25 protein-coding genes and 1 pseudogene are annotated in these 22,681 nt (G+C 67.3%); 12 read left to right on the top strand and 14 right to left on the bottom strand.

Features of this window, described 5'->3' with window-relative positions; genetic code table 11:
* Positions 1–84: 84 nt before the first annotated feature.
* A complete protein-coding gene (locus CSW62_RS23625) occupies positions 85–591 on the bottom strand; it encodes a prolyl-tRNA synthetase associated domain-containing protein (protein ID WP_099581913.1) in 507 nt (168 codons plus the stop codon).
* 269 nt (positions 592–860) lie between these two features.
* Between CSW62_RS23625 and CSW62_RS23615 the strand changes: the two genes are divergently transcribed.
* Positions 861–1,607, top strand: coding sequence for a DUF6065 family protein (locus CSW62_RS23615; protein ID WP_099581912.1), 747 nt, complete (start codon positions 861–863; stop codon positions 1,605–1,607).
* On the opposite strand, the gene glmM is transcribed toward CSW62_RS23615, so the two are convergent.
* Positions 1,604–2,950 (bottom strand): phosphoglucosamine mutase, encoded by a 1,347-nt coding sequence (gene glmM, locus CSW62_RS23610; protein ID WP_099581911.1) that lies wholly within the window; start codon positions 2,948–2,950, stop codon positions 1,604–1,606. The genes CSW62_RS23615 and glmM overlap by 4 nt on opposite strands.
* Positions 2,951–3,110: 160 nt before the next feature.
* Here glmM and glmS point away from each other — a divergent pair, with 160 nt between their 5' ends.
* Both glmS and CSW62_RS23600 read left to right on the top strand, forming a co-directional pair.
* Complete coding sequence (gene glmS, locus CSW62_RS23605; protein WP_099581910.1) at positions 3,111–4,931, top strand: glutamine--fructose-6-phosphate transaminase (isomerizing); 1,821 nt, start codon at positions 3,111–3,113, stop codon at positions 4,929–4,931.
* A gap of 129 nt (positions 4,932–5,060) precedes the next feature.
* Positions 5,061–5,354 (top strand): GIY-YIG nuclease family protein, encoded by a 294-nt coding sequence (locus tag CSW62_RS23600; RefSeq protein WP_199170681.1) that lies wholly within the window; start codon positions 5,061–5,063, stop codon positions 5,352–5,354.
* Between the two features lie 59 nt (positions 5,355–5,413).
* On the opposite strand, the gene CSW62_RS23595 is transcribed toward CSW62_RS23600, so the two are convergent.
* Positions 5,414–6,817 (bottom strand): amino acid permease, encoded by a 1,404-nt coding sequence (locus tag CSW62_RS23595; protein ID WP_099581909.1) that lies wholly within the window; start codon positions 6,815–6,817, stop codon positions 5,414–5,416.
* 194 nt (positions 6,818–7,011) lie between these two features.
* Positions 7,012–8,193 carry a cyclopropane-fatty-acyl-phospholipid synthase family protein gene (locus tag CSW62_RS23590; protein WP_099581908.1) on the bottom strand — a complete coding sequence of 394 codons (1,182 nt, stop codon included), beginning with the start codon at positions 8,191–8,193 and terminating at the stop codon, positions 7,012–7,014.
* A gap of 129 nt (positions 8,194–8,322) precedes the next feature.
* Here CSW62_RS23590 and CSW62_RS23585 point away from each other — a divergent pair, with 129 nt between their 5' ends.
* A complete protein-coding gene (locus tag CSW62_RS23585) occupies positions 8,323–8,844 on the top strand; it encodes a GNAT family N-acetyltransferase (RefSeq protein WP_099581907.1) in 522 nt (173 codons plus the stop codon).
* On the opposite strand, the gene CSW62_RS23580 is transcribed toward CSW62_RS23585, so the two are convergent.
* Together CSW62_RS23580 and CSW62_RS23575 are read right to left on the bottom strand one after the other, a co-directional pair.
* Positions 8,841–9,326: a hypothetical protein gene (locus CSW62_RS23580; RefSeq protein ID WP_099581906.1), complete on the bottom strand. Its 486-nt coding sequence runs from the start codon at positions 9,324–9,326 to the stop codon at positions 8,841–8,843. The two genes, CSW62_RS23585 and CSW62_RS23580, sit on opposite strands and share 4 nt — an antisense overlap.
* A 14-nt stretch (positions 9,327–9,340) precedes the next feature.
* Positions 9,341–9,751, bottom strand: a complete 411-nt coding sequence (locus tag CSW62_RS23575; protein WP_099581905.1) for a YkvA family protein — start codon at positions 9,749–9,751, stop codon at positions 9,341–9,343.
* 55 nt (positions 9,752–9,806) lie between these two features.
* On the opposite strand from CSW62_RS23575, the gene CSW62_RS23570 reads away from it, so the two are divergent.
* The gene (locus tag CSW62_RS23570; RefSeq protein WP_099581904.1) at positions 9,807–10,589 is read left to right on the top strand and encodes an SDR family NAD(P)-dependent oxidoreductase; all 783 of its coding nucleotides are present in this window, start codon (positions 9,807–9,809) and stop codon (positions 10,587–10,589) included.
* Between the two features lie 126 nt (positions 10,590–10,715).
* Here the strand turns inward: CSW62_RS23570 and CSW62_RS23565 are convergent, their stop codons facing one another.
* The 3 genes from CSW62_RS23565 to CSW62_RS23555 all read right to left on the bottom strand — a co-directional run bounded on the left by CSW62_RS23565 (position 10,716) and on the right by CSW62_RS23555 (position 12,490).
* Positions 10,716–11,309, bottom strand: coding sequence for a hypothetical protein (locus CSW62_RS23565; protein WP_099581903.1), 594 nt, complete (start codon positions 11,307–11,309; stop codon positions 10,716–10,718).
* 97 nt (positions 11,310–11,406) lie between these two features.
* A complete protein-coding gene (locus CSW62_RS23560; RefSeq protein ID WP_369827563.1) occupies positions 11,407–12,039 on the bottom strand; it encodes a LysE family translocator in 633 nt (210 codons plus the stop codon).
* Positions 12,040–12,082: 43 nt separating this feature from the next.
* Positions 12,083–12,490 carry an MAPEG family protein gene (locus CSW62_RS23555; RefSeq protein WP_099581902.1) on the bottom strand — a complete coding sequence of 136 codons (408 nt, stop codon included), beginning with the start codon at positions 12,488–12,490 and terminating at the stop codon, positions 12,083–12,085.
* 191 nt (positions 12,491–12,681) lie between these two features.
* On the opposite strand from CSW62_RS23555, the gene CSW62_RS23550 reads away from it, so the two are divergent.
* Entirely contained in the window at positions 12,682–12,882 is a 201-nt protein-coding gene (locus CSW62_RS23550) for a KTSC domain-containing protein (protein WP_099581901.1), read from the top strand.
* A gap of 9 nt (positions 12,883–12,891) precedes the next feature.
* On the opposite strand, the gene CSW62_RS23545 is transcribed toward CSW62_RS23550, so the two are convergent.
* The 4 genes from CSW62_RS23545 to CSW62_RS23530 all read right to left on the bottom strand — a co-directional run bounded on the left by CSW62_RS23545 (position 12,892) and on the right by CSW62_RS23530 (position 17,350).
* Positions 12,892–13,626 (bottom strand): hypothetical protein, encoded by a 735-nt coding sequence (locus CSW62_RS23545; protein WP_143324449.1) that lies wholly within the window; start codon positions 13,624–13,626, stop codon positions 12,892–12,894.
* Positions 13,627–13,630: 4 nt separating this feature from the next.
* Positions 13,631–14,857 (bottom strand): argininosuccinate synthase, encoded by a 1,227-nt coding sequence (locus tag CSW62_RS23540; protein ID WP_099581899.1) that lies wholly within the window; start codon positions 14,855–14,857, stop codon positions 13,631–13,633.
* 95 nt (positions 14,858–14,952) lie between these two features.
* Entirely contained in the window at positions 14,953–15,315 is a 363-nt protein-coding gene (locus tag CSW62_RS23535; protein ID WP_099581898.1) for a hypothetical protein, read from the bottom strand.
* A 13-nt stretch (positions 15,316–15,328) separates the two neighbouring features.
* Positions 15,329–17,350: a potassium transporter Kup gene (locus CSW62_RS23530; RefSeq protein ID WP_099581897.1), complete on the bottom strand. Its 2,022-nt coding sequence runs from the start codon at positions 17,348–17,350 to the stop codon at positions 15,329–15,331.
* A 200-nt stretch (positions 17,351–17,550) separates the two neighbouring features.
* On the opposite strand from CSW62_RS23530, the gene CSW62_RS23525 reads away from it, so the two are divergent.
* From CSW62_RS23525 to CSW62_RS23500, 6 genes are all read left to right on the top strand, one after another.
* Positions 17,551–17,991, top strand: coding sequence for an Rrf2 family transcriptional regulator (locus CSW62_RS23525; RefSeq protein WP_099581896.1), 441 nt, complete (start codon positions 17,551–17,553; stop codon positions 17,989–17,991).
* 170 nt (positions 17,992–18,161) lie between these two features.
* Entirely contained in the window at positions 18,162–18,770 is a 609-nt protein-coding gene (locus CSW62_RS23520; protein ID WP_099581895.1) for a flavodoxin family protein, read from the top strand.
* Positions 18,771–18,947: 177 nt separating this feature from the next.
* Entirely contained in the window at positions 18,948–19,748 is an 801-nt protein-coding gene (locus CSW62_RS23515; RefSeq protein ID WP_099581894.1) for an SDR family oxidoreductase, read from the top strand.
* Between the two features lie 218 nt (positions 19,749–19,966).
* Positions 19,967–21,181, top strand: coding sequence for a 23S rRNA (adenine(2503)-C(2))-methyltransferase RlmN (gene rlmN, locus CSW62_RS23510; RefSeq protein WP_099582438.1), 1,215 nt, complete (start codon positions 19,967–19,969; stop codon positions 21,179–21,181).
* Between the two features lie 110 nt (positions 21,182–21,291).
* Positions 21,292–21,720: a DUF350 domain-containing protein gene (locus CSW62_RS23505; protein WP_099581893.1), complete on the top strand. Its 429-nt coding sequence runs from the start codon at positions 21,292–21,294 to the stop codon at positions 21,718–21,720.
* Between the two features lie 25 nt (positions 21,721–21,745).
* Positions 21,746–22,579, top strand: coding sequence for a serine protease (locus CSW62_RS23500; protein WP_099581892.1), 834 nt, complete (start codon positions 21,746–21,748; stop codon positions 22,577–22,579).
* 11 nt (positions 22,580–22,590) lie between these two features.
* On the opposite strand, the pseudogene CSW62_RS27550 reads toward CSW62_RS23500, so the two are convergent.
* Positions 22,591–22,676: pseudogene (locus CSW62_RS27550) on the bottom strand (hypothetical protein); the annotation flags it as partial.
* Positions 22,677–22,681: the final 5 nt, after the last annotated feature.

The following is a 22,681-nucleotide window of genomic DNA, read 5'->3' as shown; positions in this document are numbered from 1 at the left end:
CGAGTCCGCAGGCGAGATCACGACCGAGCAGCACCCCGAAAATCCGCTTGGGTCCCCGCTTTCGCGGGGATGAGCGGATTGGGGCTAGTCCACTACCTGCATCGCCTCAAAATCCACGATCATCGGCGCGATCCCCAGCACCGCCAGGAACTTGCGGAAGTCGGCCTGCGACACCGCCGTGGTGGCGTCGTTGCTTAAGGGGTGGAAGTTCACCGGGTCGCTGTCGGCCAGGGCCTTGTCCAGCACGAAACGCACCCGCCGCTCGGTGTCGTTGATCAGGCCGAAGGCGGTGACCGAGCCCGGCGTCACGCCCAGGGTCTCGATCATCATCGCCTCGGGGCCGAACGACAGCCGGCCCGAGCCGATCACCGTGTGCAGGCGCTTGAGGTCGATCGTGGTCTCGCCCAGGGCCGAGATCAGCCACAGCTGGCCCTTGGCGTCCTTGAGGAACAGGTTCTTGGTGTGTCCGCCCGGCAGGGCGGCCTTGATCTCCAGCCCCTCCTCGACGCGGAACACCGGCGGGTGGTCAAGGGTCGAGTGCTTCACGCCGTGCGCGTCGAAGAAGGCGAAGAGGTCGGTTCGGGTCTTCATGCGAGGCTGTTTAAGGGGCCTGGCCCCTGCTTCCAATTCCAAATTCCGCTCTCCCCGGCGAAAGCCGGGGCCCAGATTCATCCTGGGAGACCGGGGTGATCACGCCCTTCTTCCCAGCCAAATCAACGCGCGCTCTGGGTTCGATCTGGGCCCCGGCTTTCGCCGGGGAGATCGGGTGGATGTATGGCGTTGGTTTGGACGCTGGACGGCCTCGCCTCGCGAGCGCTAGACCTGACGATCAGGGTAGGAAGACAAGGACGAAGGCCGGCATGGAACTGGAGTGCTATCCCACCGAGAACCGTCCGCCGGATATCGTGCCGGGCCGCCCGCAGCGGGCGTGGATGGATCATTTCGCCGACCGCCACCCCTATCGCTGCCTGCCGCTGACCATGGCCAACACCACCGGCTGGGACATCCTCTGCCCGGTCGGCTTCTCGATGAGCTGGGACGGCGGGGCGCACCAGGAGTGCATCAAGTTCCAGCCCGACCATCCGTATCCGGGCTTCACCGACTTCGTGAAGTCGCACTTCACCCGGGGCGTGGTGACCTTCCACACCGGCTATCTGTTCCGCACGCCGCCGGGCTGGTCGCTGATGACCATGGGGCCGCCCAATCACATCAAGGACGGCATCCAGCCGCTGGCCGGCGTGATCGAGACCGACTGGCTGCCCTTCCCCTTCACGATGAACTGGATGTTCACGCGGCCGGGCACGGTGCGGTTCGAGAAGGGCGAGACCTTCTGCTTCATCATGCCGATCCAGGACAAGCCGATGGAGGCTTTCCAGCCGGTGATCCGCTCGATGAACTCCAACGCGGATTTGCGTCGCCAGTACGACGTCTGGGCCGAGAAGCGCAGCGAGTTCAACAAGCTGATCTTCAAGCGCGACCCGGAGGCCACCAAAGAGGCCTGGCAGCGCTTCTACTTCAAGGGCGAGTACCCGGAAGAGATCAACGCCGAGGCCCCCAGCCACCACGTCAACAAGCGGCGGATGAAGGCCCCGAAGGTAGGGGCCTAAGCCGCCTTCACCGCCGTCACGATCGACTTCACGACCTTCTTCACCAGGGCCGGGTCGTCGCCCTCGGCCATGATGCGGATCAGCGGTTCGGTGCCGGAGGCGCGCACGACGATGCGGCCGGCGCCGTTCAGCTGGCTCTCGCCGTCGGCGATCGCTTCCTTCACGGCCTTGTTCTCCAGCGGCTTGCCGCCGGCGAAGCGGACGTTTTCCAGCAGCTGCGGCACGGGCTCGAACTGACGGCCGAGCGCGCTCATCGGCTTGCCGGTCTGGACCATCACGGCCAACACCTGCAGGGCGGCGATCAGGCCATCGCCCGTGGTCGACAGGTCCGACAGGATCACGTGGCCCGACTGCTCGCCGCCCAGGTTGAAGCCGCCCTCGCGCATCCGCTGCATGACGTAGCGGTCGCCGACCGAGGTGCGTTCCAGGGAGAGGCCCAGGCCGTTCAGCTGGCGCTCGAGGCCCAGGTTCGACATCACGGTGGCCACGACGCCGCCGCCCTTCAGGCTTCCGGCGCTGGCCAGGGCCGTGGCGATGATGGCCATGATCTGGTCGCCGTCGACGACCACGCCCTTCTCGTCGCAGATCACCAGGCGGTCGGCGTCGCCGTCCAGGGCGATGCCGATGTCGGCGCGGTATTCGCGGACCATCCTGGCCATCGCCTCGGGATGGGTCGAGCCGCACTCGGCGTTGATGTTCGTGCCGTTCGGGGTGACGCCGACCGGGAACACCTCGGCGCCCAGCTCGTACAGGGCCTCGGGCGCCACCTTGTAGGCCGCGCCGTTGGCGCAATCGATGACGACGCGCAGGCCCGACAGGTTCATGTGGCGCGGGAAGGTCGCCTTGACGATCTCGATATACCGGGCCTGGGCGTCGTCGATGCGCTTGACGCGACCCAGGTCGCGCGGGGCGGCCAGGCCTTCCTGCAGGCCCTCGTCCATCAGGGCCTCGATCTTCAGCTCCTGGGCGTCGGACAGCTTGTAGCCGTCGGGACCGAACAGCTTGATGCCGTTGTCGGCGAAATCGTTGTGGCTGGCCGAGATCATGATCCCCAGGTCGGCGCGCATCGAGCGGGTCATCATGGCCACGGCCGGGGTGGGCAGGGGGCCAAACAGCCGCACGTCCATGCCGACGCTGGCCAGGCCCGCGACCAGGGCGGGCTCGATCATGTAGCCCGACAGGCGGGTGTCCTTGCCGATCACCACCAGGTGGCGGCGCTCGTCCTGCGAGCGGAACAGCTTGCCGGCGGCGAGGCCGACGCGCAGGGCGACCTCGGCGGTCATCGGATGCTTGTTGGCCTGGCCCCGGATGCCGTCGGTGCCGAAATAGGCGCGCTTGCTCATGGTCGCTTTGTCGTCTCTTTGAAGCCATCGTCGGACCGCGAAACGATCCGAAATGCAGATTTACGGGAGACGGCCTTGAGCGAGTGCTAAAGGCCGACTTCGAAATCCTCGCGCGGCTAGGGATAATCCTGTCGACGCGTTCTACAAGGGATCATGGCCCATGTGCGGCATTATCGGCATCGTCGGAAAACAACCCGTCGCCGAGCGTCTGATCGAGAGCCTGAAGCGGCTCGAATATCGAGGCTATGACTCCGCGGGGATCGCTGGGGTGGTGGGCGGGCATGTCGAGCGTCGCCGGGCCAAGGGCAAGATCAAGGCGCTGGAAGCCGTCCTGGCCGAGGACCCGCTGGTCGCCACCACCGGCATCGGTCACACGCGCTGGGCGACCCACGGCGCGCCCAACGTCCAGAACGCTCACCCGCACACGGCGGGCCGCGTCACCCTGGTGCACAACGGCATCATCGAGAACTTCGCCGAGCTGAAGGCCGAGCTGGCCGCCGCCGGCCGCACCTTCTCCAGCGACACCGACACCGAGGTGATCGCCCACCTGATCGACGCCGAACTGGCCACCGGTCTGGCCCCGCTGGAGGCCTTCAAGACCGCCCTCGACCGCCTGACCGGCGCCTATGCCCTGGCCGTACTGATCGAGGGCGAGGCGAACCTGGTCCTGGGCGCGCGCCGCGGCAGCCCGCTGGTGGTGGGCGAGGGCCAGGGCGAGATGTTCCTGGGCTCGGACGCCCTGGCCGTCGGTCCCTTCACCAACCGGGTGATCTATCTGGAAGAGGGCGACTACGTCGCCCTGGATCACGACAGCCATCAGATCTTCGACGCCTCGGGCGCGGTCGTCACCCGCCCGGTGCGCGTGGTGCCGACCTCGTCGGTGATGCTGGAGAAGGGCAACTACCGGCACTTCATGGAGAAGGAGATCCATGACCAGCCGGAGGGCTGCCAGCGCACGATCGCGGCCTATGTCGACACCCTGACCGCCAGGGCCGCCGTGCCCGGCGACATCGACTTCGCCAAGCTGGAGCGCATCCAGATCGTCGCCTGCGGCACCTCGTTCATCGCCGGCATGGTCGGCAAGTACCTGATCGAGCAGCTGGCCGACCTGCCGGTCGATGTCGAGATCGCCTCGGAGTTCCGCTACCGCCAGCCGGCCCTGCGGCCGGGCTCGCTGGTCATCGCCATGTCGCAGTCGGGCGAGACCGCCGACACCCTGGCGGCCCTGCGCTACTGCAAGGCCAAGGGCATGAAGAGCGCGGTGGTGGTCAACGCCCAGGAATCGACCATGGCCCGCGAGGTCGACGTCGTGTGGCCCATCCACTGCGGTCCCGAGATCGGCGTGGCCTCGACCAAGGCCTTCACCGCCCAGGTCAGCGTGATGATCGCCCTGGCCGTCGCCGCCGCCAAGCAGCGCGGGACGATCGATGACGCCGAGGAGCAGCGTCTGGTGAAGGTGCTGCTGGAAGCTCCCCGCCTGATCGCCGAGGCCATCGGCCTGGAAGACGCCATCAAGGAGATCGCCGCCGACGTCGCCAAGGCCCGCGACGTGCTCTATCTGGGCCGCGGCCCGATGTCGGCCCTGGCCCTGGAAGGCGCGCTGAAGCTGAAGGAGATCAGCTACATCCACGCCGAGGGTTACGCCGCCGGCGAGCTGAAGCACGGTCCGATCGCCCTGGTCGACGACCAGACCCCGATCGTCATCCTGGCGCCCCATGACAGCTATTTCGAGAAGTCGGCCTCGAACATGAGCGAGGTGATGGCGCGCGGCGGCCAGGTGATCTTCATCACCGACACCGAGGGCGTGAAGCACGCGCCGGCGGGGGCCAAGGTGGTGGTCACCGCGCCGGCCAGCGACCCGCTGGTCTCGACCCTGGTGATGTCGGCCCCAATCCAGCTGCTGGCCTACCACGTGGCGGTGGTGAAGGGCGCGGACGTCGACCAGCCCCGGAACCTGGCCAAGTCGGTGACGGTGGAGTAGGGGCGCTAACCGCTCCACCCGCATCAACAAACGCCGCTCATCCCCGCGAAAGCGGGGACCCAAGCCGAATCTCCTGTTGCGAGTGTGGCTGGCGTATGTTCATGATGTGTTCTCAAAGCGAGCGCGATCATGGACAAGATGTTCTGCGTCTACCTGCTGGCCAGTAGGCCCTATGGCACGCTCTACTGCGGCCATACCGACGACCTCGCGCGTCGCATCTGGGAGCATCAGCAGAAGCTCCGCAAGGGCTTCACCTCGAAGTACGGCGTTGATCGGCTCGTCTGGTACGAGATGGGCGAAACGCGGGAGGGAGCTTTCACGCGCGAGCGGCAGATCAAGAAGTGGAACCGCGCTTGGAAAATCCAATTGATCGAGACCCTGAACCCCACTTGGGCCGATCTCTCCGAGACACTGAACTGCTGAGTCCTATCGCGCCAACTCAGCTTGGGTCCCCGCTTTCGCGGGGATGAGCGGTTTTGGTGTTAGGCCAGATTAAGCATGGAGTTCTTCCGCGAATACCCGAAGTATATCGCGCAGGCCGCCGCCACCCACACCGCGAACAGCAGCCACGTATCCAGCGGCAGTCCGACGATCAGATACCCGCAGAACGCCACGCTCAGCACCGGCACGACCGGATAGAGCGGTACGCGGTAGCCGCGCGGCAGATCCGGCTGGGTTCGGCGCAGGATGATTACCCCAAGCGAGACGATGGCGAAGGCGATCAGGGTGCCCATGCTGGTCAGGTTGACCAGCACGTCCAGCGGCACGAAGGCCGCCAGCACGGCGATGAAGGCTGCCACGATATAGGTATTGAGGTCCGGGCTGCGGGTCTTGGGATGCAGGCGCTGGAACACCTTGGGCAGCAGGCCATCGCGGCTCATGGCGTAGAGGATCCGCGTCTGGCCGTACATGACCACCAGGGTGATCGAGAAGATCGACACGATCGCCCCGACGCACAGGATCAGCGAGGTCCAGGCCTGGCCCGTCAGGTTGCGCAGGATCACCGCCAGGCCGGCTTCCTGGCCCTTGAAAGCGGTCCAGGGCTGGGCCCCGACGGCGGCCAGGGCGACCAGGATGTAGACCGCCGTGACGATCAGCAGGGACAGCACGATGCCCAGCGGCAGGGTCTTGCGCGGGTCCTTGACCTCCTCGCCGGCGGTCGAGACCGCGTCGATGCCGATATAGGAAAAGAAGATCGACGAGGCGGCCGCGCCCACGCCCGCCACGCCCATCGGCATGAACGGCGTCAGGTTGCCGGCGTGGAAGCCGCTGAAGGCGATGACCACGAAGAACAGCAGGACCAGCAGCTTCAGCACCACCAGGATGGCATTGATCGTCGTCGACTCCTTCACCCCGCGCAGCAGCAGCACCATGCAGGCCCCGACCAGCACCACGGCCGGCAGGTTGAACACCCCGCCCGCGCCCGGCGCCTTGGCGATGGCGTCGGGCATCTTCACGCCGATCAGGTCGACCAGCATCTCGTTCAGATACTGGCCCCAGCCCACGGCGATGGCCGAGGCGGAAACGGCGTATTCCAGCAGCAGGCACGCGCCGACGATGAAGGCGACGAACTCGCCCAGGGTGGCGTAGGCGTAGGAGTACGAGGAGCCCGACACCGGGATGGTCGAGGCCAGCTCGGCGTAGCACAGGGCCGTCAGGGCCGCCGTGATCCCGGCCAGCACGAACGACAGGATCACCGCCGGACCCGCCGCCGGTACGGCGGTGGTCAGGGCCACGAAGATGCCGGTGCCGATCGTGGCGCCCACGCCCAGCATGGTCAACTGGAACAGGCCGATCGTGCGCGGCAGGTGCTCGGGCGGATGCTCGCCCAGAACCTGGGCGACGGGCTTGCGGCGGAGGAGGTCGGCGGCGCGGAACGGGGCCATGGCGGCTCTCGGCTAGTCGGCCGCCGATGCGGTCTTTCGAGTGGCGCTAATAGCCATGCGATTCAACCAACACAATCCGCTCATCCCCGCGAAAGCGGGGACCCAAGCTGGCTTTCGGTTGGTGGCGCGGTCCAGCCCTAGTCCACTGCCTCGGCTTGGGTCCCCGCTTTCGCGGGGATAAGCGGTGTTGGGGGCTACCCCGCCGCCTTCAGCAGATAGTCCCGGGTCAGCGGCGTGGCGTCCCGCTTCTTGGCCAGCTGGATCTGGAAGACCATGTGGCCGCCGTGGCGGAAGCCCAGCTCGGCGCCCGCCAGATAGAACTCCCACATCCGCCGGAACCGCGCGTCGAACATCGTCGGGATGTCCGGATCGGCCATGAACCGCTCGCGCCAGATCCGGCAGGTCTCGGCATAGTGCAAGCGCAGGATCTCGACGTCGGTGATCCAAAGGCCGGCCTGCTCGATGGCCGTGACGATCTCCGACAGGCCGGGGATATAGCCGCCGGGGAAGATGTATTTCTGGGTGAAGGCGTTGGTCGCGCCCGGCCCGTGCATCTTGCCGATCGAGTGGACCAGGGCCACGCCGTCCTCGTCCAGCAGCTTGGCGATGGTCTCGAAATAGGTCCGGAAGTTCGGCGCGCCGACGTGTTCCAGCATGCCGACCGAGACGATGCGGTCGAACGTCTCATTGAGGTCGCGATAGTCGGTCAGGCGGAAGTCGGTCTTGTCGGCCAGTCCCGCCTTCTCGGCGCGTTCCTTGGCCAGGGCCAGCTGTTCGGTCGACAGGGTCACGCCCGTCATCTGGGCCCCGAAGTCCTGGGCCAGCGTCATGGACAGCCCGCCCCAGCCCGAGCCGATATCGAGCGTCTTCATGCCCGGCTTGATCAGCAGCTTGCGGCCGATCAGGGCCTTTTTGGCGGCCTGGGCCTCTTCCAGCGTCATGTCCGGACGCTCGAAATAGGCGCAGCTGTACTGCATGTCGATGTCGAGGAACCGGCGATAGAGGTCGTTCGACAGGTCGTAGTGATGCGAGACGTTCTTGCGCGAGGCCACGCGATCGTTGACCTGCTGCACCCGCCGCTTCAGCGCCTTGCGCAAGCGGGTGAAGGCCGAGCCGCGCTTGGGCTTGCGGCCTCCGCTTTCGCCGACGATGGTCAGGAGGTCCGAGATCGAGCCCTGTTCGAAGACGATGTCGCCTTCCATGTAGCCTTCGCCCAGGCCCAGGCTGGGATTGGCCAGCCGGCGAAGCCCCCGGCTGTTGATCCGGATGGCCACCGACGGCCCCGTGCCGTCCCCCGCCTTGACGACGCGACCTCCCGGCAGGTGCGCCGTGAAATCGCCGGTCTTGATCATTTTGGAGAGCAGGGCTTCGATCATCCTCCCAACTTAGGCTGAAGTTCGGCCGCGACAACCTGTCGCACACGGAGGAAACGCCATGTCGATCGTGATGACGCCGATAGGGCAGGTCCGGGACGGCGGGCCGCCAGCGATCATCGAGACCTCCCGGTGAGCCGCGCGGATCTCGTCGTCTCCAAGGCCGGCCCCGAGGCGGCGTCGATCGTCGCCAACCTCATGCAGCTCTACATCCACGACTTCTCGGAACTCTGGTTCGACCGCGAGGTCGAGGGCGAACTGGAGCCGGACGGTCGCTATTCCGACTATCCCGGTCTGGAAACCTACTGGACCGACCCGACGCGCCAGGCCTGGCTGTTCCGGATCAAGGGCCTGCCGGTCGGCTTCGCCCTGGTCAACGACGTCGCCCACTCGGCGACTCCGATCGACCGCGCGGTGGCCGAGTTCTTTGTCGTTCGCAAGCACCGCCGACGCGGCGTGGGCCTGGCCGCCGCCCACGCGCTGTTCGGCACCGCCTGGGGCCTCTGGGAGGCGGCGGTGGTTCGTCGCAACGTCGGCGCCCTGGCCTTCTGGCGGCAGGCGGCGGCGAGCTATCCCGGCGTCCGTGACCTCGTCGAGGAGGACCGCGACGACGACCTTTGGAACGGCTCGTTGCTGCGGTTTCGGGTGGGTTAGAGCTTCCGCAGTTCCGGGCAGGCGCCGGGTTCCGCCGTCCAGCTGACGCTAGCGATCTTCCAGGCGCCGTCGCCCTTGGCCCCATCGGTCTGTTTGACCAGGGTGAAGATGTCGATCCCGCAGTGCAGGGTCTTGCCGTCCTTGCTGACCTCGTACGGGGCGGTGACGGTGGCCAGGGCGCCGCGGCGGATAATCACCGGCGACCACATCCATTCCTTGACGCCGGGGGTCATGGACTTGCCGAAGCTGTCCTCGAAAGTGACGCGGTTCAGCTTGACGCTCCCGTCGGCCTGCTCGCGCACGGACAGGAATTGGGCGTTAGGCAGCACGAGGGCGCGCAGGGCGTCGGGGTTGGCCTTTTCCATGCCGTCGAAGAAGGCCTGGGCCGTGGCCAGAACGGCCTTGTCCTCGGCGTCGGCGGTCGGCGGGGCCGCGCTCTGGGCCAGGGCGGCGGCGAGCATCAGGGCAGGCAGTATGGGCATGGCGAATTCCGGGCTCAGGCGTCGTCGGACAGGCGCTGCAGGAAGGCCTGGGCGGCCTCCTTGTGGCGCGGCTTCAGCGTCTTGCCGAGGATGGCGATCAGGCCCGCGATCACGGCCGCGTCGTCGGTGAAGCCGATGACGGGCAGGATGTCGGGAATGGCGTCGGTCGGCAGTACGAAATAGGCCAGCGCCGCCAGCATCATACCCTTGGCCGCCGTCGGCGTTTCCGGATCGCGGACAGCCCACCAGACCGACAGGGCGTCGGCGGCGAACGGCACCTTGGTCGCCATCCGGCGGATCTTGGGCAGGAAACCCTTCTCGACCCGCTCCTCGTTCAATTGCACCGTGGCGGGAACCAGCGCCTTGGCCGGATCCAGGACTTCGTTGACGTTTACGTCGGGGGACGGTTTGGCGTCGCGGCTCATCGGTTTAAACCCTTGCTCAACAGCGATCCTAAACGCAAAGCTGAGGGAAACGTCCATGAAACTCGACAACACCGTCGCCGCCGTCGTCACCGGGGGCGCTTCGGGCCTCGGCGAGGCCACCGCCCGCGCCCTGGCCGCCCAAGGCGTCAAGGTCGCCATCTTCGACATGAACGAAGCCACCGGCGAAGCCGTCGCCAAGGACATCGGCGGCGTGTTCTGCAAGGTCAATGTCACGTCCGACGCCGATGTCGACGCCGGCTTCGAGAAGGCCCGCGCCGCCCACGGCCAGGAGCGGATCCTGGTGAACTGCGCCGGCACCGGCAACGCGGCCAAGACCGCCGGCCGCGACAAGGCCACCGGCGAGACCAAGCACTTCCCGCTCGACGCCTTCGACCGCATCATCCAGATCAACCTGGTCGGTACGTTCCGCTGCATCGCCAAGTCGGCGAAGGGCATGCTGGACCTGGAGCCGCTGGAAGACGGCCTGCGCGGCGCGATCGTCAACACCGCCTCGGTCGCGGCAGAAGATGGCCAGATGGGCCAGGCGGCCTACTCTGCGTCCAAGGGCGGCGTCGTCGGCATGACCCTGCCGATCGCCCGCGACCTGATGAGCGAAGGCATCCGCGTCAACTGCATCCTGCCGGGCATCTTCAACACCCCGCTGATGAACGGCGCGCCGGAAGCCGTGAAGGCGGGCCTGGCCGCCTCGGTGCCGTTCCCCAAGCGCCTGGGGAACCCGGCGGAGTACGCCCACCTGGCCCTGACGATGATCACCAACGACTACTTCAACGGCGAGGACGTGCGCCTCGACGGCGGCATCCGCATGGCGCCGCGCTAAGGCGCAATAAAAAGCCCTCCCCCTTGATGGGGGAGGGTTGGGTGGGGGTGTAGGGGCGATGAAGCGGAACCGCCGCATCACCCCCATCCCCGACCCTTCCCCCATCAAGGGGGAAGGGCGCTTTTCTTACTTACCCGGAACCGGGCGCTGGATGGCGCTGGCCAGGTTGCTCATGATCTCGCGGGCGTCGTAGGCGCGCGGGTCGCCTTCCGGCTTCCTGCCCTTGTGCATCACGATCTCGGCCCCGGCCTCGAACCGCTCGACGGTGCGGATCTGGGCGCGGTCGGCGAAGAAGGGGTCCCCCCAGAAGGGGTCCCAGCTGCGCCAGCCGTACGCGCCGCCGTAGTAACGCCAGGCCGGGCGCCAGTAGCCGTACGGGTAGCCGTAGCCGAAGCCCGGGCGCATGAACGGATCGGGCTCGACGTAAGAGCGCGAGGTCTTGTCGGTGCGGTGGTCGGCGGTCTCGAACCAGTCGTAGCCCTGCTGCACGGTCAGCTCGGCCGACCGATAGAGCAGATAGCGCTCGACCGTATCGCGCGAGGTCAGGCTGTTGCCGGCGAACGACACGCGATAGCGGTCGCCTTCCAGCTTCTGCTCGGAGAAGCCGCCGGCGGTCGAGCTGGCGGACATCCTGGGTTGGTATGGCGTAGGCGTGGCGCAGGCCGAGAGGCCGGCCGCGATGACCAGCGCCGCGGCGATGGCGACCTTCTTCATGGACATGAGCTGCTCCTTCAAGCGGAGTCCTTGGTACTTAGGACAACTCTGGCGGGGCTTTGTGGTTTCGCCAAGGCGCAGTTTGATGCGGCGGCGAAACTATTCAGCCTCTGGACAAGATAAGTACGGCCGCCGTGATCAGAAGGATGCCAACCAGGATCGCGAAGCCGCGGCGGAAGCCGGGCTCGTTCATCCGGGTCGACAAGGCGGCCCCGCCCAAGCCGTAGGACGACATGCTGATCAGGTCCATGCCGATCGTGGCGCAGGCGAACATGATCAGCTGCGGGGCGAGAGGCCGCTTGATGTCCAGGAACGGCGGCAGCACCCCCGAGAAGAACAGCAGGATCTTCGGATTGGCGATCTGGACCATGAAGCCGTCGAGGAAGGCCGAACGTCCCGCCCGCACCGTGGCCGTGGCGTGGCTCTCAACGTTCTTGATACCGGCCCACAGCGATTTCAGGCCCAGCCAGACCAGATAGGCCGCGCCGGCCCAGGCCAGGATGTGGAACGCCTTGGGGAAGGCCAGGATCAGCGCGCCCAGACCCAGGGCGGAGCCGGTGAACCAGACCAGGGTGGCGGTGTTCATGCCGACGACGCTGATCAGCGCCGCCCCCTTGCCGCGCTCCATGCCTGTGGCGATGGCGAACAGGTTGGCAGGCCCTGGCGTGATGGCCATGACGAACATGGCGACCAGGAAGGCGCCATAGCGGGCGGGATCGACGGGCAGGTGGTCCATGGCGCGGGTATAGTCCGCCGCGCCATGGCCTTCCAAGCTCAAGCTAGTTCCCGATCACCACCAGAACGTAGACCGCCCGGCCCAGGGCGCCGAACAGCAGGACGGCGGTGGCCAGGGCCTGGATGATGAAGCCGACCTCGCGCTTCTTCGGGTCGGCGGCGTAGCCGAGGGCGTAGACGATCCGGCCGATGATCCAGACGACGCCCAGCGCGGCGGCGATCAGGTCGTTCCAGTAGATCGCGAACAACCACAGCGACGGCAGATAGATGACCAGCCACTCGACGGTGTTGGCCTGAACGCGCAGATGGCGCTCCAGCTCGGGGTGGCCGGTCATGGCCGGGGCGTCGATGCCCGAGCGCCGCCGCGCCCCGCCGATCCGGAAGATCATCCAGGCATAGACCAGCAGCGAGACCAGGGTGACGATGGCCACGAGCGCGTGGGACTGATGCATCTCTTGTGTTCCTCCCGCGGACTCATGCCGCTTCGGGGGAAACCCTAGCCGTATTCGCCCTGAGTTTGCACGCCTCCCGCCAGCGCCTAGAGCAAAGGGCGTCGCCTTCGCCGCGCGGAGCGCTCCGGGAACCCTCCCGGCGCTCATTCGCTCCTAAGTCTGACGATCCTCATTCGCGGAGGCTTGAAGCTATGCGTGTGGACTCCACGGCGATCGCCGAGATCGACTACACCCCCGAACACGGCAAGCTATTCGTCACGTTCCACGACGGCGACGAGTACGTCTATGTCGGCGTCCCCGAGCGGATCAGCCAGGCCTTCCTGCGCGCGCCGTCGAAGGGGCGGTTCTTCCAGCGGATCATCCGGGATCGCTATCCGTACAACCGGGTGTGAAGGTCGAGCTTAGCGCGGCAGGCCAGGTCCCTGGATCGCCGCGACGGCGATGAACAGGATCAGCGCCACCACGGTCCAGACCCGTGAGGTCGGCGACGTCCAGTCGCCCGCGCCCCGCGCCCGGCGGACGGCGAACCATAGCCCCAGCGACGCCAGGCCGATCTCGATCGCCGCCGCCTGGATGACGTGACCGCGCGCCGGGGCGTAGAGCGCGGCGGCCAGCACCGTGGCCATCGCTCCAGCGACATAGGCGGTTCTCAGCGGACGCGCGGCCGCGGGCGGCGTGAGGACCGCGATGCGGTTCATGGTCAGGGCATAGAGTCCGACCCCGATCACGACCGCGATCGGCCGCCAGGGCAGGCCCGGCACGAAGGTTTCGGCCGGATAGACCCAGTCGCCGACGTTCAGCACGCCCGCATAGATCAGGTAGCCGGCGATCCAGAAGGCGTTGAAGGCGAACAGCGCCAGACCCAGCAGGCGCGCTCCGCTGGCGGACCGGGGCCACGCCAGGATCAGGCCGGCCAGGACCAGCACGAGGTTGCCGACCGTACCCGCCAGATCGATCCCCGGCCGCGCCAGGCTGCAGCGGAAGTCGACGATATTGAGCAGAGTGACATGGCCGCCCGCCGCGAGGCAGGCGCCGCCATGGCCGATCGTCTCGTGTCCGACGATCGACAGGCACACCGCGATCGTCCCGATCGCGGCGGCCGGTAGGTAAGCAGCAACGTCTCTCGTTGCCGCCATGTCGCTAGCCGCGCTTGTCGCGCTTGGCCAACACGCGCAGGCGAAGGGCGTTCAGCTTGATGAAGCCGCCGGCGTCGCGGTGGTCGTAGGCGACCTTGCCTTCCTCGAAGGTGACCAGGTCCTGGTCGTACAGCGAGTAGGGGCTGCTGCGGCCGATGACCGTGACATTGCCCTTGTAGAGCTTCACGCGCACCTGGCCGGCGACCTTCTGCTGGCTGTAGTCGATGGCGGCCTGCAGCATCTCGCGCTCCGGGGTGAACCAGAAGCCATTGTACACCAGCTCGGCGTACTTCGGCATCAGCTCGTCCTTCAGGTGCATGGCGCCGCGGTCCAGCGTGATGCTCTCGATGCCGCGGTGGGCGGCCAGCAGGATCGTGCCGCCCGGGGTCTCGTAGACGCCGCGCGACTTCATGCCGACGAAGCGGTTCTCGACCAGGTCCAGGCGGCCGACGCCGTTGTCGCGGCCCAGCTCGTTCAGCTTGGTCAGCAGCGTCGCCGGGCTCATCGCCACGCCGTCGATGGCGACCGGGTCGCCCTTCTCGAAGTCGATGGTGATGACGGTCGGCTGATCCGGCGCATCCTCGGGAGCGATGGTGCGCATGTGGACGAACTCGGGGGCCTCGACCGCCGGATCTTCCAGGACCTTACCTTCCGACGAGCTGTGCAGCAGGTTGGCGTCGACCGAGAAAGGCGCCTCGCCGCGCTTGTCCTTGGTGATCTGGATCTGGTGCTTCTCGGCGAAGTCCAGCAGGGCTTCGCGGGACTTGAAGTCCCACTCGCGCCAGGGAGCGATCACGGTGATGTCGGGTTCCAGGCCGTAATAGCCGAGCTCGAAACGGACCTGGTCGTTGCCCTTGCCGGTCGCGCCGTGGCTGACGGCGTCGGCGCCCATCTTGCGGGCGATCTCGATCTGCTTCTTGGCGATCAACGGGCGCGCGATCGAGGTGCCCAGCAGGTACTGGCCTTCATAGACCGTGTTGGCGCGGAACATCGGGAACACGAAGTCGCGGACGAATTCCTCGCGCACGTCCTCGATGAAGATGTTCTCGGGCTTGACGCCGGCGGCCAGCGCCTTGGCGCGCGCCGGTTCGATCTCTTCGCCCTGGCCAAGGTCCGCCGTGAAGGTGATGACCTCCGCGCCGTACTCGGTCTGCAGCCACTTGAGGATGATCGAGGTGTCGAGGCCGCCCGAATAGGCGAGCACGACCTTCTTCACGGACTTGTCGGCCATGGGCGGGGTCCTTTCGGAGAAACACAAAGTCGCGCGCCTTCAACGGCGAAAGGCGACGCGGGTCAAGGGCAAATAGGGGTGGCCGTGGCCGCCCCCTAAAGCTGACCCTCTTCCTGCAACGTCTTCATGACGAACCGCAGGTGGAAAAGCTGGCTCAGGGCCAGGCTGGCGCCCAGCGTGGCGCGGACCAGGAAGATGATGATCGCCTGCATCGGATCGTCGGTGAACGTCGCCTGGGTCGCGGTAAACGACAGCATCACGACGACCGAGACCAGCGGGATGGCCAGCAGTCCGACGGCCCTCGGCGCGCTCACGGTCGGCTTGCCATCGCGGCTCCAAAGCATCGGGATCGCGGTGTCCTTGGGGATCTGCTTCCACGCGCCCTGGGCGGTGGCGGCGATAATGGCCAGGGCGGCGATCGACAGACCGTCGCCCAGCACGCGCAGGGTCGTTTCCATGCCGGGATATCTCTTAGACGGTGACCTGAGCGCCCAGCTCGACGACGCGGCCGGGCGGGATCTTGAAGAAGTCCGTCGGGTTGGCGGCGTTTCTCATCAGGTAGATGTACAGCCGATCCTGCCATAGCGGCATGCCGCTGTTGGCCGACGGAATGATCGAGCGACGCCCCAGGAAGAAGCTGGTGGCCATGATGTCGAACTTCAGCCCCTGCTTGCGGCAGACCGCCAGCGCCTTGGGAATGTTCGGGCTTTCCATGAAGCCGTAGTTGACGATGACCTTCTTGAAGTCGTCGTTGACCTTCTCGATCTTGACCCGGTCGTCCTCGGCGACGCGGGGCGTATCGGCCGTGCGGACAGTCAGGATGACGTTGCGCTCGTGCAGCACCTTGTTGTGCTTGAGGTTATGCATCAGCGCGACCGGGGTCATGTCCGGGTCGGAGGTCAGGAAGATCGCCGTGCCAGGCGCGCGGTGCGGGGCGCGGGCGCGCAGGATCTCCATCAGGTCGCCCAGCGGGACGCTGTCGCGACGCGTCTTGTTCGTCAGGATCTGGCTGCCCTGCACCCAGGTGGCCATGACCGTGAACAGCGCGGCCCCGATCAGCACCGGCAGCCAGCCGCCGGTGAAGAAGCGCAGGGCGTTTGCGCTGAGGAAGGTCAGGTCCAGCGCCATGAACGGAATGAGGAAGCACAGCGACGCGGGCAGGCTCCACTTCCACAGGCGGCGCATGACGATGAAGGCCATGCAGGTGGTGACCACCATGGTGCCGGTCACCGCCAGCCCGTAGGCGTGAGCCAGGGCGGACGAGGTCTGGAAGGTCAGCATGATGGCCATGACCCCGACCAGCAGCATCGTATTGAGCTGCGGCACGAAGATCTGGCCCGACTGCGTTTCGGAGGTGCGGCGGACGTCCATGCGCGGCAGCAGGCCCAGTTGGATGGCCTGCTGGGTCAGGGAAAAGGCGCCGGTGATCACAGCCTGGCTGGCGATGACCGTGGCCGCGCCGGCCAGCAGCACCAGAGGCAGGCGCAGGACTTCCGGCGCCATTTCGAAGAACCAGTTCAGCTCGGGGAACGGCTTGCCGACCGCCACGGTGGCGTCGAACGTGGCCAGGGCGAAGGCGCCTTGGCCCAGATAATTGATGATCAGGCAGGGCAGGACGAAGAAGTTCCAGGCCGCCTGGATCGGCCAGCGCCCGAAATGGCCCATGTCGGCCGACAGGGCTTCCGCGCCCGTCACGGTCAGGAAGACCGCGCCCAGCACGACGAAGCCCGCCATGCCGTGATGGGCCAGGAACTGCACCGCGTGGTGTGGGCTGATCGCCTGCAGGATCGTCGGATAAGAGGCCAGGTGCCAGGCGCCGAGGGCGAACATCGACAGGAACCACACCGCGCAGATCGGGCCGAAAAGCGCGCCGACCTTGGCTGTGCCGCGGCTCTGGATGAAGAACAGGCCCAGCAGCATGACCGTCGCGATCAGCAGCACGACCTGGTTGGTCACGCCGTGCTCAAGGCTTGGAATGGTGCGCAGGCCCTCGACGGCGGACAGCACCGACATGGCGGGGGTGATCACCGCGTCACCGTAGAACAGCGCCGCGCCGGCGACGCCCAGGGCGAAGACCAGGGTGGTCCGCCGGCCGATGGCGTGCTGAGCCAGGGCCATCAGCGACAGCACCCCGCCCTCGCCCTTGTTGTCGGCGCGCATGATGAAGACAACATATTTCAGGGTCACGATCAGGATCAGCGCCCAGATCGCCAGCGACACCACGCCGAAGATCTCGCCGCGCGTCACCCCGTCATGGGCTGCGGCGGCCAGCGCTTCCTTGAAGGCGTAGAGCGGACTGGTGCCGATATCGCCGAAGACGATACCGATGGATCCCAGGGCCAACGCAAAGAAGCCGTGCCCCTTCACGTTAGGGCCGTGACCACCGCCGTTCGGCGGACCGCCGTCCTGATGAGGGATGTCGTTGGACGCGGGCGTGCAATCCGAACCGGATGCATTGGCGGAAGTGGAAGCGCCGGGGGCTTCGGAAGCCATTCAATCCCTCCGGGCGCCCACGCACAACGCCTGGAGCCGACCCATATCGCGATCAAGCGCGGCGCGATACACCCAAACCGCGACGGGTACAATCATCACCCGACGTCGCCCCGGGTTCTTGCCTTGGGCGAGATTTGCTTCGGGCTCGCAACGATTTGCAGTTGAACGCGCGGGCGGCCACCTTACGTTCCCCGGTAGAGATGTCCGACAGCCAGAAATTTCCCGTCGCAGCGCATGCCCTCGCCTACTTGGCTCACAAGCAGGCGTTTTCGGCTGACCGCGCCGTGGCCAGCGCCGAACTGGCCGCCTCGGTCCCGACCAATCCGGTCGTGGTGCGCCGGGTCACGGCCATGCTGGGCAAGGCCGGGCTGATCGGCGCGCGGGCCGGGGCCAATGGCGGCGCCTGGCTGCTGAAGCCGGCGGACACCATTACGCTCGACGTCGTGCTGAAGGCCGTCAACGGCTGCGCCCATCTCGGCGTGGCGCCCAAGGGCGTCAAGGGTTGCCCGGTCGGCGAGAAGATCCCCGACGCCGTCCGCGCCGCCATCACCGCCGCCGACCGCGCGGCGCACGACCGCCTGGGCCAGATCACCGTCGCCGACCTGCTGCATGGCGCCCACGCGGCCATCGAGCCCTGCTGAGCGTCGTCGGCCCGGGCTATCAGCCGCGCTAAATTCGACCCGCAGAAAAATTGCATCCGGTGTTGTTGCTGATCCTCTAGCGAGTCCGCTGAGCGGCATTACGTAATCGCTACCGTTTCAGTTTCGAAACGGCCGCCATTCAAGCCAGATCTCAGATCCGGGGATTTCCAATGACCACCGTCGCCATCGTCTATCATTCCGGTTACGGCCACACCGCCGTCCTCGCCGACAAGGTCGCCGAGGGCGTCCGCGACGCCGGCCAGACGCCCGTTCTGCTGAAGATCGAAAGCGCCGGCCAGGACTTCGCCCCGCTGATCGAGGAGATCACCAAGGCCGACGCCGTCGTGTTCGGCGCCCCGACCTACATGGGCGACGTCTCGGGCGTGTTCAAAGTGTTCGCCGACGCCACCGCCAGCGCCTTCTTCACGGGCGCCTGGAAAGACAAGCTGGCCGCCGGCTTCACCAACTCGCACAGCTTCGCCGGCGACAAGGCCCACGCCCTGGCCAGCCTGACCATCCTGGCGGCCCAGCACGGCATGAACTGGATCAACCTGGGCATCGCCCCGCCGAACGTGACCGCCGCCGAGCGTGGCCCCGACACCCTGAACCGCGTCGGCTCGTTCATCGGCCTAGCCGCCCAGTCGGATAACGCCTCGACCGACGTGACCCCGCCGGCCGGTGATCGCGAGACCGCCCGCCTGCTGGGCGAGCGCGTGGCCAAGGCCGCTGTCCGGTGGACCGCCGGCGCCCAGGCCGCCGAGCTCGAGCAGGCCGCTTAAACCAACAGGCCCCAAGGCTGCGGTGGTCTCCCTCCCTGACCGCGGCCCCGAAGAGGCGCGCCGCCCAGCCGAGCTGGCGCGCCTCTTCCACCCCCCTAAATTCCAGGGCTGCTTGAACCAAATCGCGGGCCGTGCTCGTCTCCGGCGACGTTTTGTCTTCTTCCGGATCACCCCAGCATGGCTCGCCGCCTCGCCCTGATCACCGGCGCCTCCGCCGGCATCGGGGCCGCCTCCGCCCGCATCTACGCCAGCCACGGCTATGACGTGGCCCTGACCGCGCGCCGGGCCGACCGCCTTGAGGGCCTGGCCGCCGAGATCAAGCTGCGTTCGGGCGTCGAGGCCTACGCCATCCCCACTGACCTGGCCGAGCCGACCGGCGTCGACACGGTGCTGGCCGCCATCGCCGAGCAGGGCCGGGTGGTCGACGCCCTGGTCAACAACGCCGGCTATGGCCTGCCGGGGACCTACGACTCCACCACCTGGGCCGACCAGGCGGCCTTCCTGCAGCTGATGCTGACCAGCGTCTGCGGCATGACCCACAAGGTGCTGCCCGGCATGGTCGAGCGGAAGTTCGGCCGCATCGTCAATGTCGCCTCGCTGGCGGGCCTGGTCCCCGGCGCGGCCGGCCACACACTGTACGCGGCGACCAAGGGCTTTCTCGTCAAGTTCTCCCAGAGCCTGCACCTGGAGAACCTGGCGACCGGCGTCCACGTCTCGGCGCTGTGCCCCGGCTTCACCTATTCGGAGTTCCACGACGTCAACGGCACGCGCGGCCAAGTCAGTCAGGGTGTGCCGGAATGGATGTGGCTGGGCGCCGATGAGGTCGCCGCCGCGGGCTACGAGGCCGCCGAGGCCAACCGCTCGATCTGCGTCCCTGGCGCGCCGAACAAGGCTATCGCGGCGATCGCCAAGATCGTGCCGGATGACTGGGCCCTGGCCCTGATGGCCAGCCAGGGAAGCCGCTTCCGCAAGGTTTAGGGCGCGAAAACCTCGTCCTTCGACAAGCTCAGGATGAGGTTTTCGGTTGGAACCGTGGCCTTGCAGTCGGCCTCACCCTGAGCCTGTCCCACGGGTCCGACCAAGTCGGCCCGCGGGTAAACTCCGGGCGGGGCCGCTTGTCGCACGCCGCTCGTTTTGGAAAACCGGCCGGGACCTGCTATATGTCCGCCTCGATCCCCGAGCATCCGGACACCCCCTTGAGCGTCACCCTAGACCTGTCGCGCGTCTCCACCGACGCCGCGCCCGCCCCCGCCGTCACTAAGCCGCCGGTCAACCTCTCGGGCCTGACGCGTCCGCAGCTGGTCGCGGCCCTGGTCGAGAGCGGCGTGGTTGAGCACGGCAAGGCCAAGATGCGCGCCACCCAGATCTTCCGCTGGATGCACCATCGCGGCGTCACCGACTTCGCGCTGATGAGCGACGTCGCCAAGGAGACCCGAGCCCGCCTGGCCGAGACCTTCGTGCTCAATCGCCCGGAGATCGTCGAGCGCCAGGTGTCGAAGGACGGCACCCGCAAGTGGCTGATCCGCATGGCCCCGGGCATCGAGGTCGAAAGCGTCTACATCCCCGGCGTCGGCCGCGCCGGCGCCCTGTGCGTGTCCAGCCAGGTCGGCTGCACCCTGAACTGCAGCTTCTGCCATACCGGCACCCAGCCGCTGGTTCGCAACCTGACCGCCGCCGAGATCGTCGCCCAGGTCCAGGTGGCCAAGGACGACCTGGCCGAATGGCCGTCGGACAAGGAAGACCGCGTGCTCTCGAACATCGTGTTCATGGGCATGGGCGAGCCGCTGTACAATCTGGGCCAGGTGGCCGACGCCATCGAGATCATCAGCGACAACGAGGGCATCGGCATCTCGCGTCGCCGGATCACGGTCTCGACCTCGGGCGTCGTGCCCATGCTGGAAAAGCTGGGCAATACGACCCAGGCCATGCTGGCGATCAGCCTGCACGCCACCAACGATCCCCTGCGCGACGAACTGGTGCCGCTGAACAAGAAGTACCCGATCGCCGAGCTGATGGCCGGCATTCGCGCCTATCCGGGCCTGTCCAACGCCCGCCGCGTGACCTTCGAGTACGTCATGCTGAAGGGCGTCAACGACAGCCCCGACGAGGCTCGCGCCCTGGTCAAGCTGATCAAGGGCATCCCGGCCAAGATCAACCTGATCCCGTTCAATCCCTGGCCGGGCAGCGATTACCTGTGCTCGGACTGGTCGACGATCGAGGCCTTCGCCGCGATCCTCAACAAGGCCGGCTACTCCTCGCCGATCCGCACCCCGCGCGGCCGCGACATCCTCGCCGCCTGCGGCCAGCTGAAGAGCGAGAGCGAGAAGGTTCGCGCCTCGGCGATGCGCAAGCTGTCGATGGCGGCCATGGCCGGCATGCTGTCGGATGATGACGAGGACGAGGCGGCTTAGCGGCCCCCAAAAAGTCGCCGACAACTCCCCCGACGCGGGCGCCCTCTACGCAAAACTTGTCGACCCGTGTTAGTCAGGGGGCCGCAAGTTCATCGGGGTAGTTCGCGTCCATGCCGTCCCAGCTCCAGTCGCCCGAGGTCCAGGCCTTCGCCACCGGCTTTCCGGTCACCCTGCTGCATGCCAGCGTGACCCTGGTCATGCTGATCCTGGGGACGGCGCTCTACGCCATGCTGACCCCGCACAAGGAAATCACCCTGATCCGCGAGGGCAATTCGGCCGCCGCCCTGTCGCTGGGCGGGGTGATGGTCGGCCTGGCCATTCCGCTGGCCATCTCGCTGACCGCCTCGACCTCGGTGGTCGAGATCGTCATCTGGGGCGCGGCGACCATCGCCGTGCAGCTGCTGGTGTTCCGCGTCACCGACATGGTGCTGCAGGGCCTGCCCGAGCGGATCCACGAGGGCGAAGTCGCCGCCGCCGCCCTGCTTGTCGGCGCCAAGCTGGCCACCGCCCTGATCCTCGCCGCCGCCGTGGCCGGCTGAGCCGACACGGTCGGGGGACCTTACAGTGCATTTCCCCAAGCTTCCCGATTGGCTGGTCTACGCCGCCGCCGTCAGCGCCCTGCTGATCGTCGCCGTCGGCCGGCAGGAGCGCTCGGACGCGCCGCCGCCGCCGCCGCCGGTGCCGGGCGAAGAGGGGCTGCCCTTGGGGCCGTCCTCGCCGTTCGATCCGTCGATCGTGGTCCAGGTCCCCGAAAAGCCCGAGCCCGGCTCGGGCACGGCCTTCTCGGTCGGCGACGACGGCACGTGGCTGACCGCGCGCCACGTGGTCGACGGCTGCAAGCAGGCGGCCATCGTCGTGGCTGACGGTCGCGGCGTGGCGGCCAAGATCCATGTCGACCCCAAGGCCGACGCCGCCATCCTGACCACCGAAGGCGGGGCGCCGTCCGTGCCGCTGGGCCTGGACGCCCCGCTGCGCCGGGGCGCGCGCGCCTATCATCCAGGCTTCCCGCAAGGCCATCCGGGCGAGGCCGCCTCGCGCCTGTTGGGCCGCGAGAACCTGGTCGTCCACGGTCGCGGGGCCCGCACCGAGCCCGTGCTGGTCTGGGCCGAGGTCGGTCGCACCGACAGCCTGAAGGGCACCCTGGCCGGCCTCTCGGGCTCGCCGGCCCTCGACGGCGCCGGGCGGGTGATCGGGGTGACGGTGGCCGAGGCCCCGCGTCGCGGCCGCATCTACACGACCGCGCCCGAGACCCTGAAGACCCTGCTGGGCCCGCACCGCCGGCCCAGCCCGTCCGAATTCGCGCCGAGCGAGCCGATCACCACCGAGAACTACGGCCGCGTGGCCGACGGCCTGCGCCGCGACCTCCGCGTGGCCCAGGTGGTGTGCCTGAAGGTCTAGGCGGGACCGAAACCTCGCCCTTCGACAGGCTCAGGATGAGGTTTCCAATGAACCGGCCATGATCCTCATCCTGAGCTTGTCGAAGGACGAGGATCACGCACG

The organism is Caulobacter sp. FWC2 (assembly GCF_002742625.1).
Taxonomy (GTDB): domain Bacteria; phylum Pseudomonadota; class Alphaproteobacteria; order Caulobacterales; family Caulobacteraceae; genus Caulobacter.
Note: the sequence above shows the minus strand (reverse complement) of the source record. Positions and strands in the feature narration are given on the sequence as shown.

Coding starts and splice junctions, on each gene's coding strand:
- CSW62_RS23625 (WP_099581913.1), bottom strand. CDS start 591: ATGAAGACCCGAACCGACCTCTTCGCCTTCTTCGACGCGCACGGCGTG.
- CSW62_RS23615 (WP_099581912.1), top strand. CDS start 861: ATGGAACTGGAGTGCTATCCCACCGAGAACCGTCCGCCGGATATCGTG.
- glmM (WP_099581911.1), bottom strand. CDS start 2,950: ATGAGCAAGCGCGCCTATTTCGGCACCGACGGCATCCGGGGCCAGGCC.
- glmS (WP_099581910.1), top strand. CDS start 3,111: ATGTGCGGCATTATCGGCATCGTCGGAAAACAACCCGTCGCCGAGCGT.
- CSW62_RS23600 (WP_199170681.1), top strand. CDS start 5,061: ATGGACAAGATGTTCTGCGTCTACCTGCTGGCCAGTAGGCCCTATGGC.
- CSW62_RS23595 (WP_099581909.1), bottom strand. CDS start 6,817: ATGGCCCCGTTCCGCGCCGCCGACCTCCTCCGCCGCAAGCCCGTCGCC.
- CSW62_RS23590 (WP_099581908.1), bottom strand. CDS start 8,193: ATGATCGAAGCCCTGCTCTCCAAAATGATCAAGACCGGCGATTTCACG.
- CSW62_RS23580 (WP_099581906.1), bottom strand. CDS start 9,326: ATGCCCATACTGCCTGCCCTGATGCTCGCCGCCGCCCTGGCCCAGAGC.
- CSW62_RS23575 (WP_099581905.1), bottom strand. CDS start 9,751: ATGAGCCGCGACGCCAAACCGTCCCCCGACGTAAACGTCAACGAAGTC.
- CSW62_RS23570 (WP_099581904.1), top strand. CDS start 9,807: ATGAAACTCGACAACACCGTCGCCGCCGTCGTCACCGGGGGCGCTTCG.
- CSW62_RS23565 (WP_099581903.1), bottom strand. CDS start 11,309: ATGTCCATGAAGAAGGTCGCCATCGCCGCGGCGCTGGTCATCGCGGCC.
- CSW62_RS23560 (WP_369827563.1), bottom strand. CDS start 12,039: ATGGACCACCTGCCCGTCGATCCCGCCCGCTATGGCGCCTTCCTGGTC.
- CSW62_RS23555 (WP_099581902.1), bottom strand. CDS start 12,490: ATGCATCAGTCCCACGCGCTCGTGGCCATCGTCACCCTGGTCTCGCTG.
- CSW62_RS23550 (WP_099581901.1), top strand. CDS start 12,682: ATGCGTGTGGACTCCACGGCGATCGCCGAGATCGACTACACCCCCGAA.
- CSW62_RS23545 (WP_143324449.1), bottom strand. CDS start 13,626: ATGGCGGCAACGAGAGACGTTGCTGCTTACCTACCGGCCGCCGCGATC.
- CSW62_RS23540 (WP_099581899.1), bottom strand. CDS start 14,857: ATGGCCGACAAGTCCGTGAAGAAGGTCGTGCTCGCCTATTCGGGCGGC.
- CSW62_RS23535 (WP_099581898.1), bottom strand. CDS start 15,315: ATGGAAACGACCCTGCGCGTGCTGGGCGACGGTCTGTCGATCGCCGCC.
- CSW62_RS23530 (WP_099581897.1), bottom strand. CDS start 17,350: ATGGCTTCCGAAGCCCCCGGCGCTTCCACTTCCGCCAATGCATCCGGT.
- CSW62_RS23525 (WP_099581896.1), top strand. CDS start 17,551: ATGTCCGACAGCCAGAAATTTCCCGTCGCAGCGCATGCCCTCGCCTAC.
- CSW62_RS23520 (WP_099581895.1), top strand. CDS start 18,162: ATGACCACCGTCGCCATCGTCTATCATTCCGGTTACGGCCACACCGCC.
- CSW62_RS23515 (WP_099581894.1), top strand. CDS start 18,948: ATGGCTCGCCGCCTCGCCCTGATCACCGGCGCCTCCGCCGGCATCGGG.
- CSW62_RS23505 (WP_099581893.1), top strand. CDS start 21,292: ATGCCGTCCCAGCTCCAGTCGCCCGAGGTCCAGGCCTTCGCCACCGGC.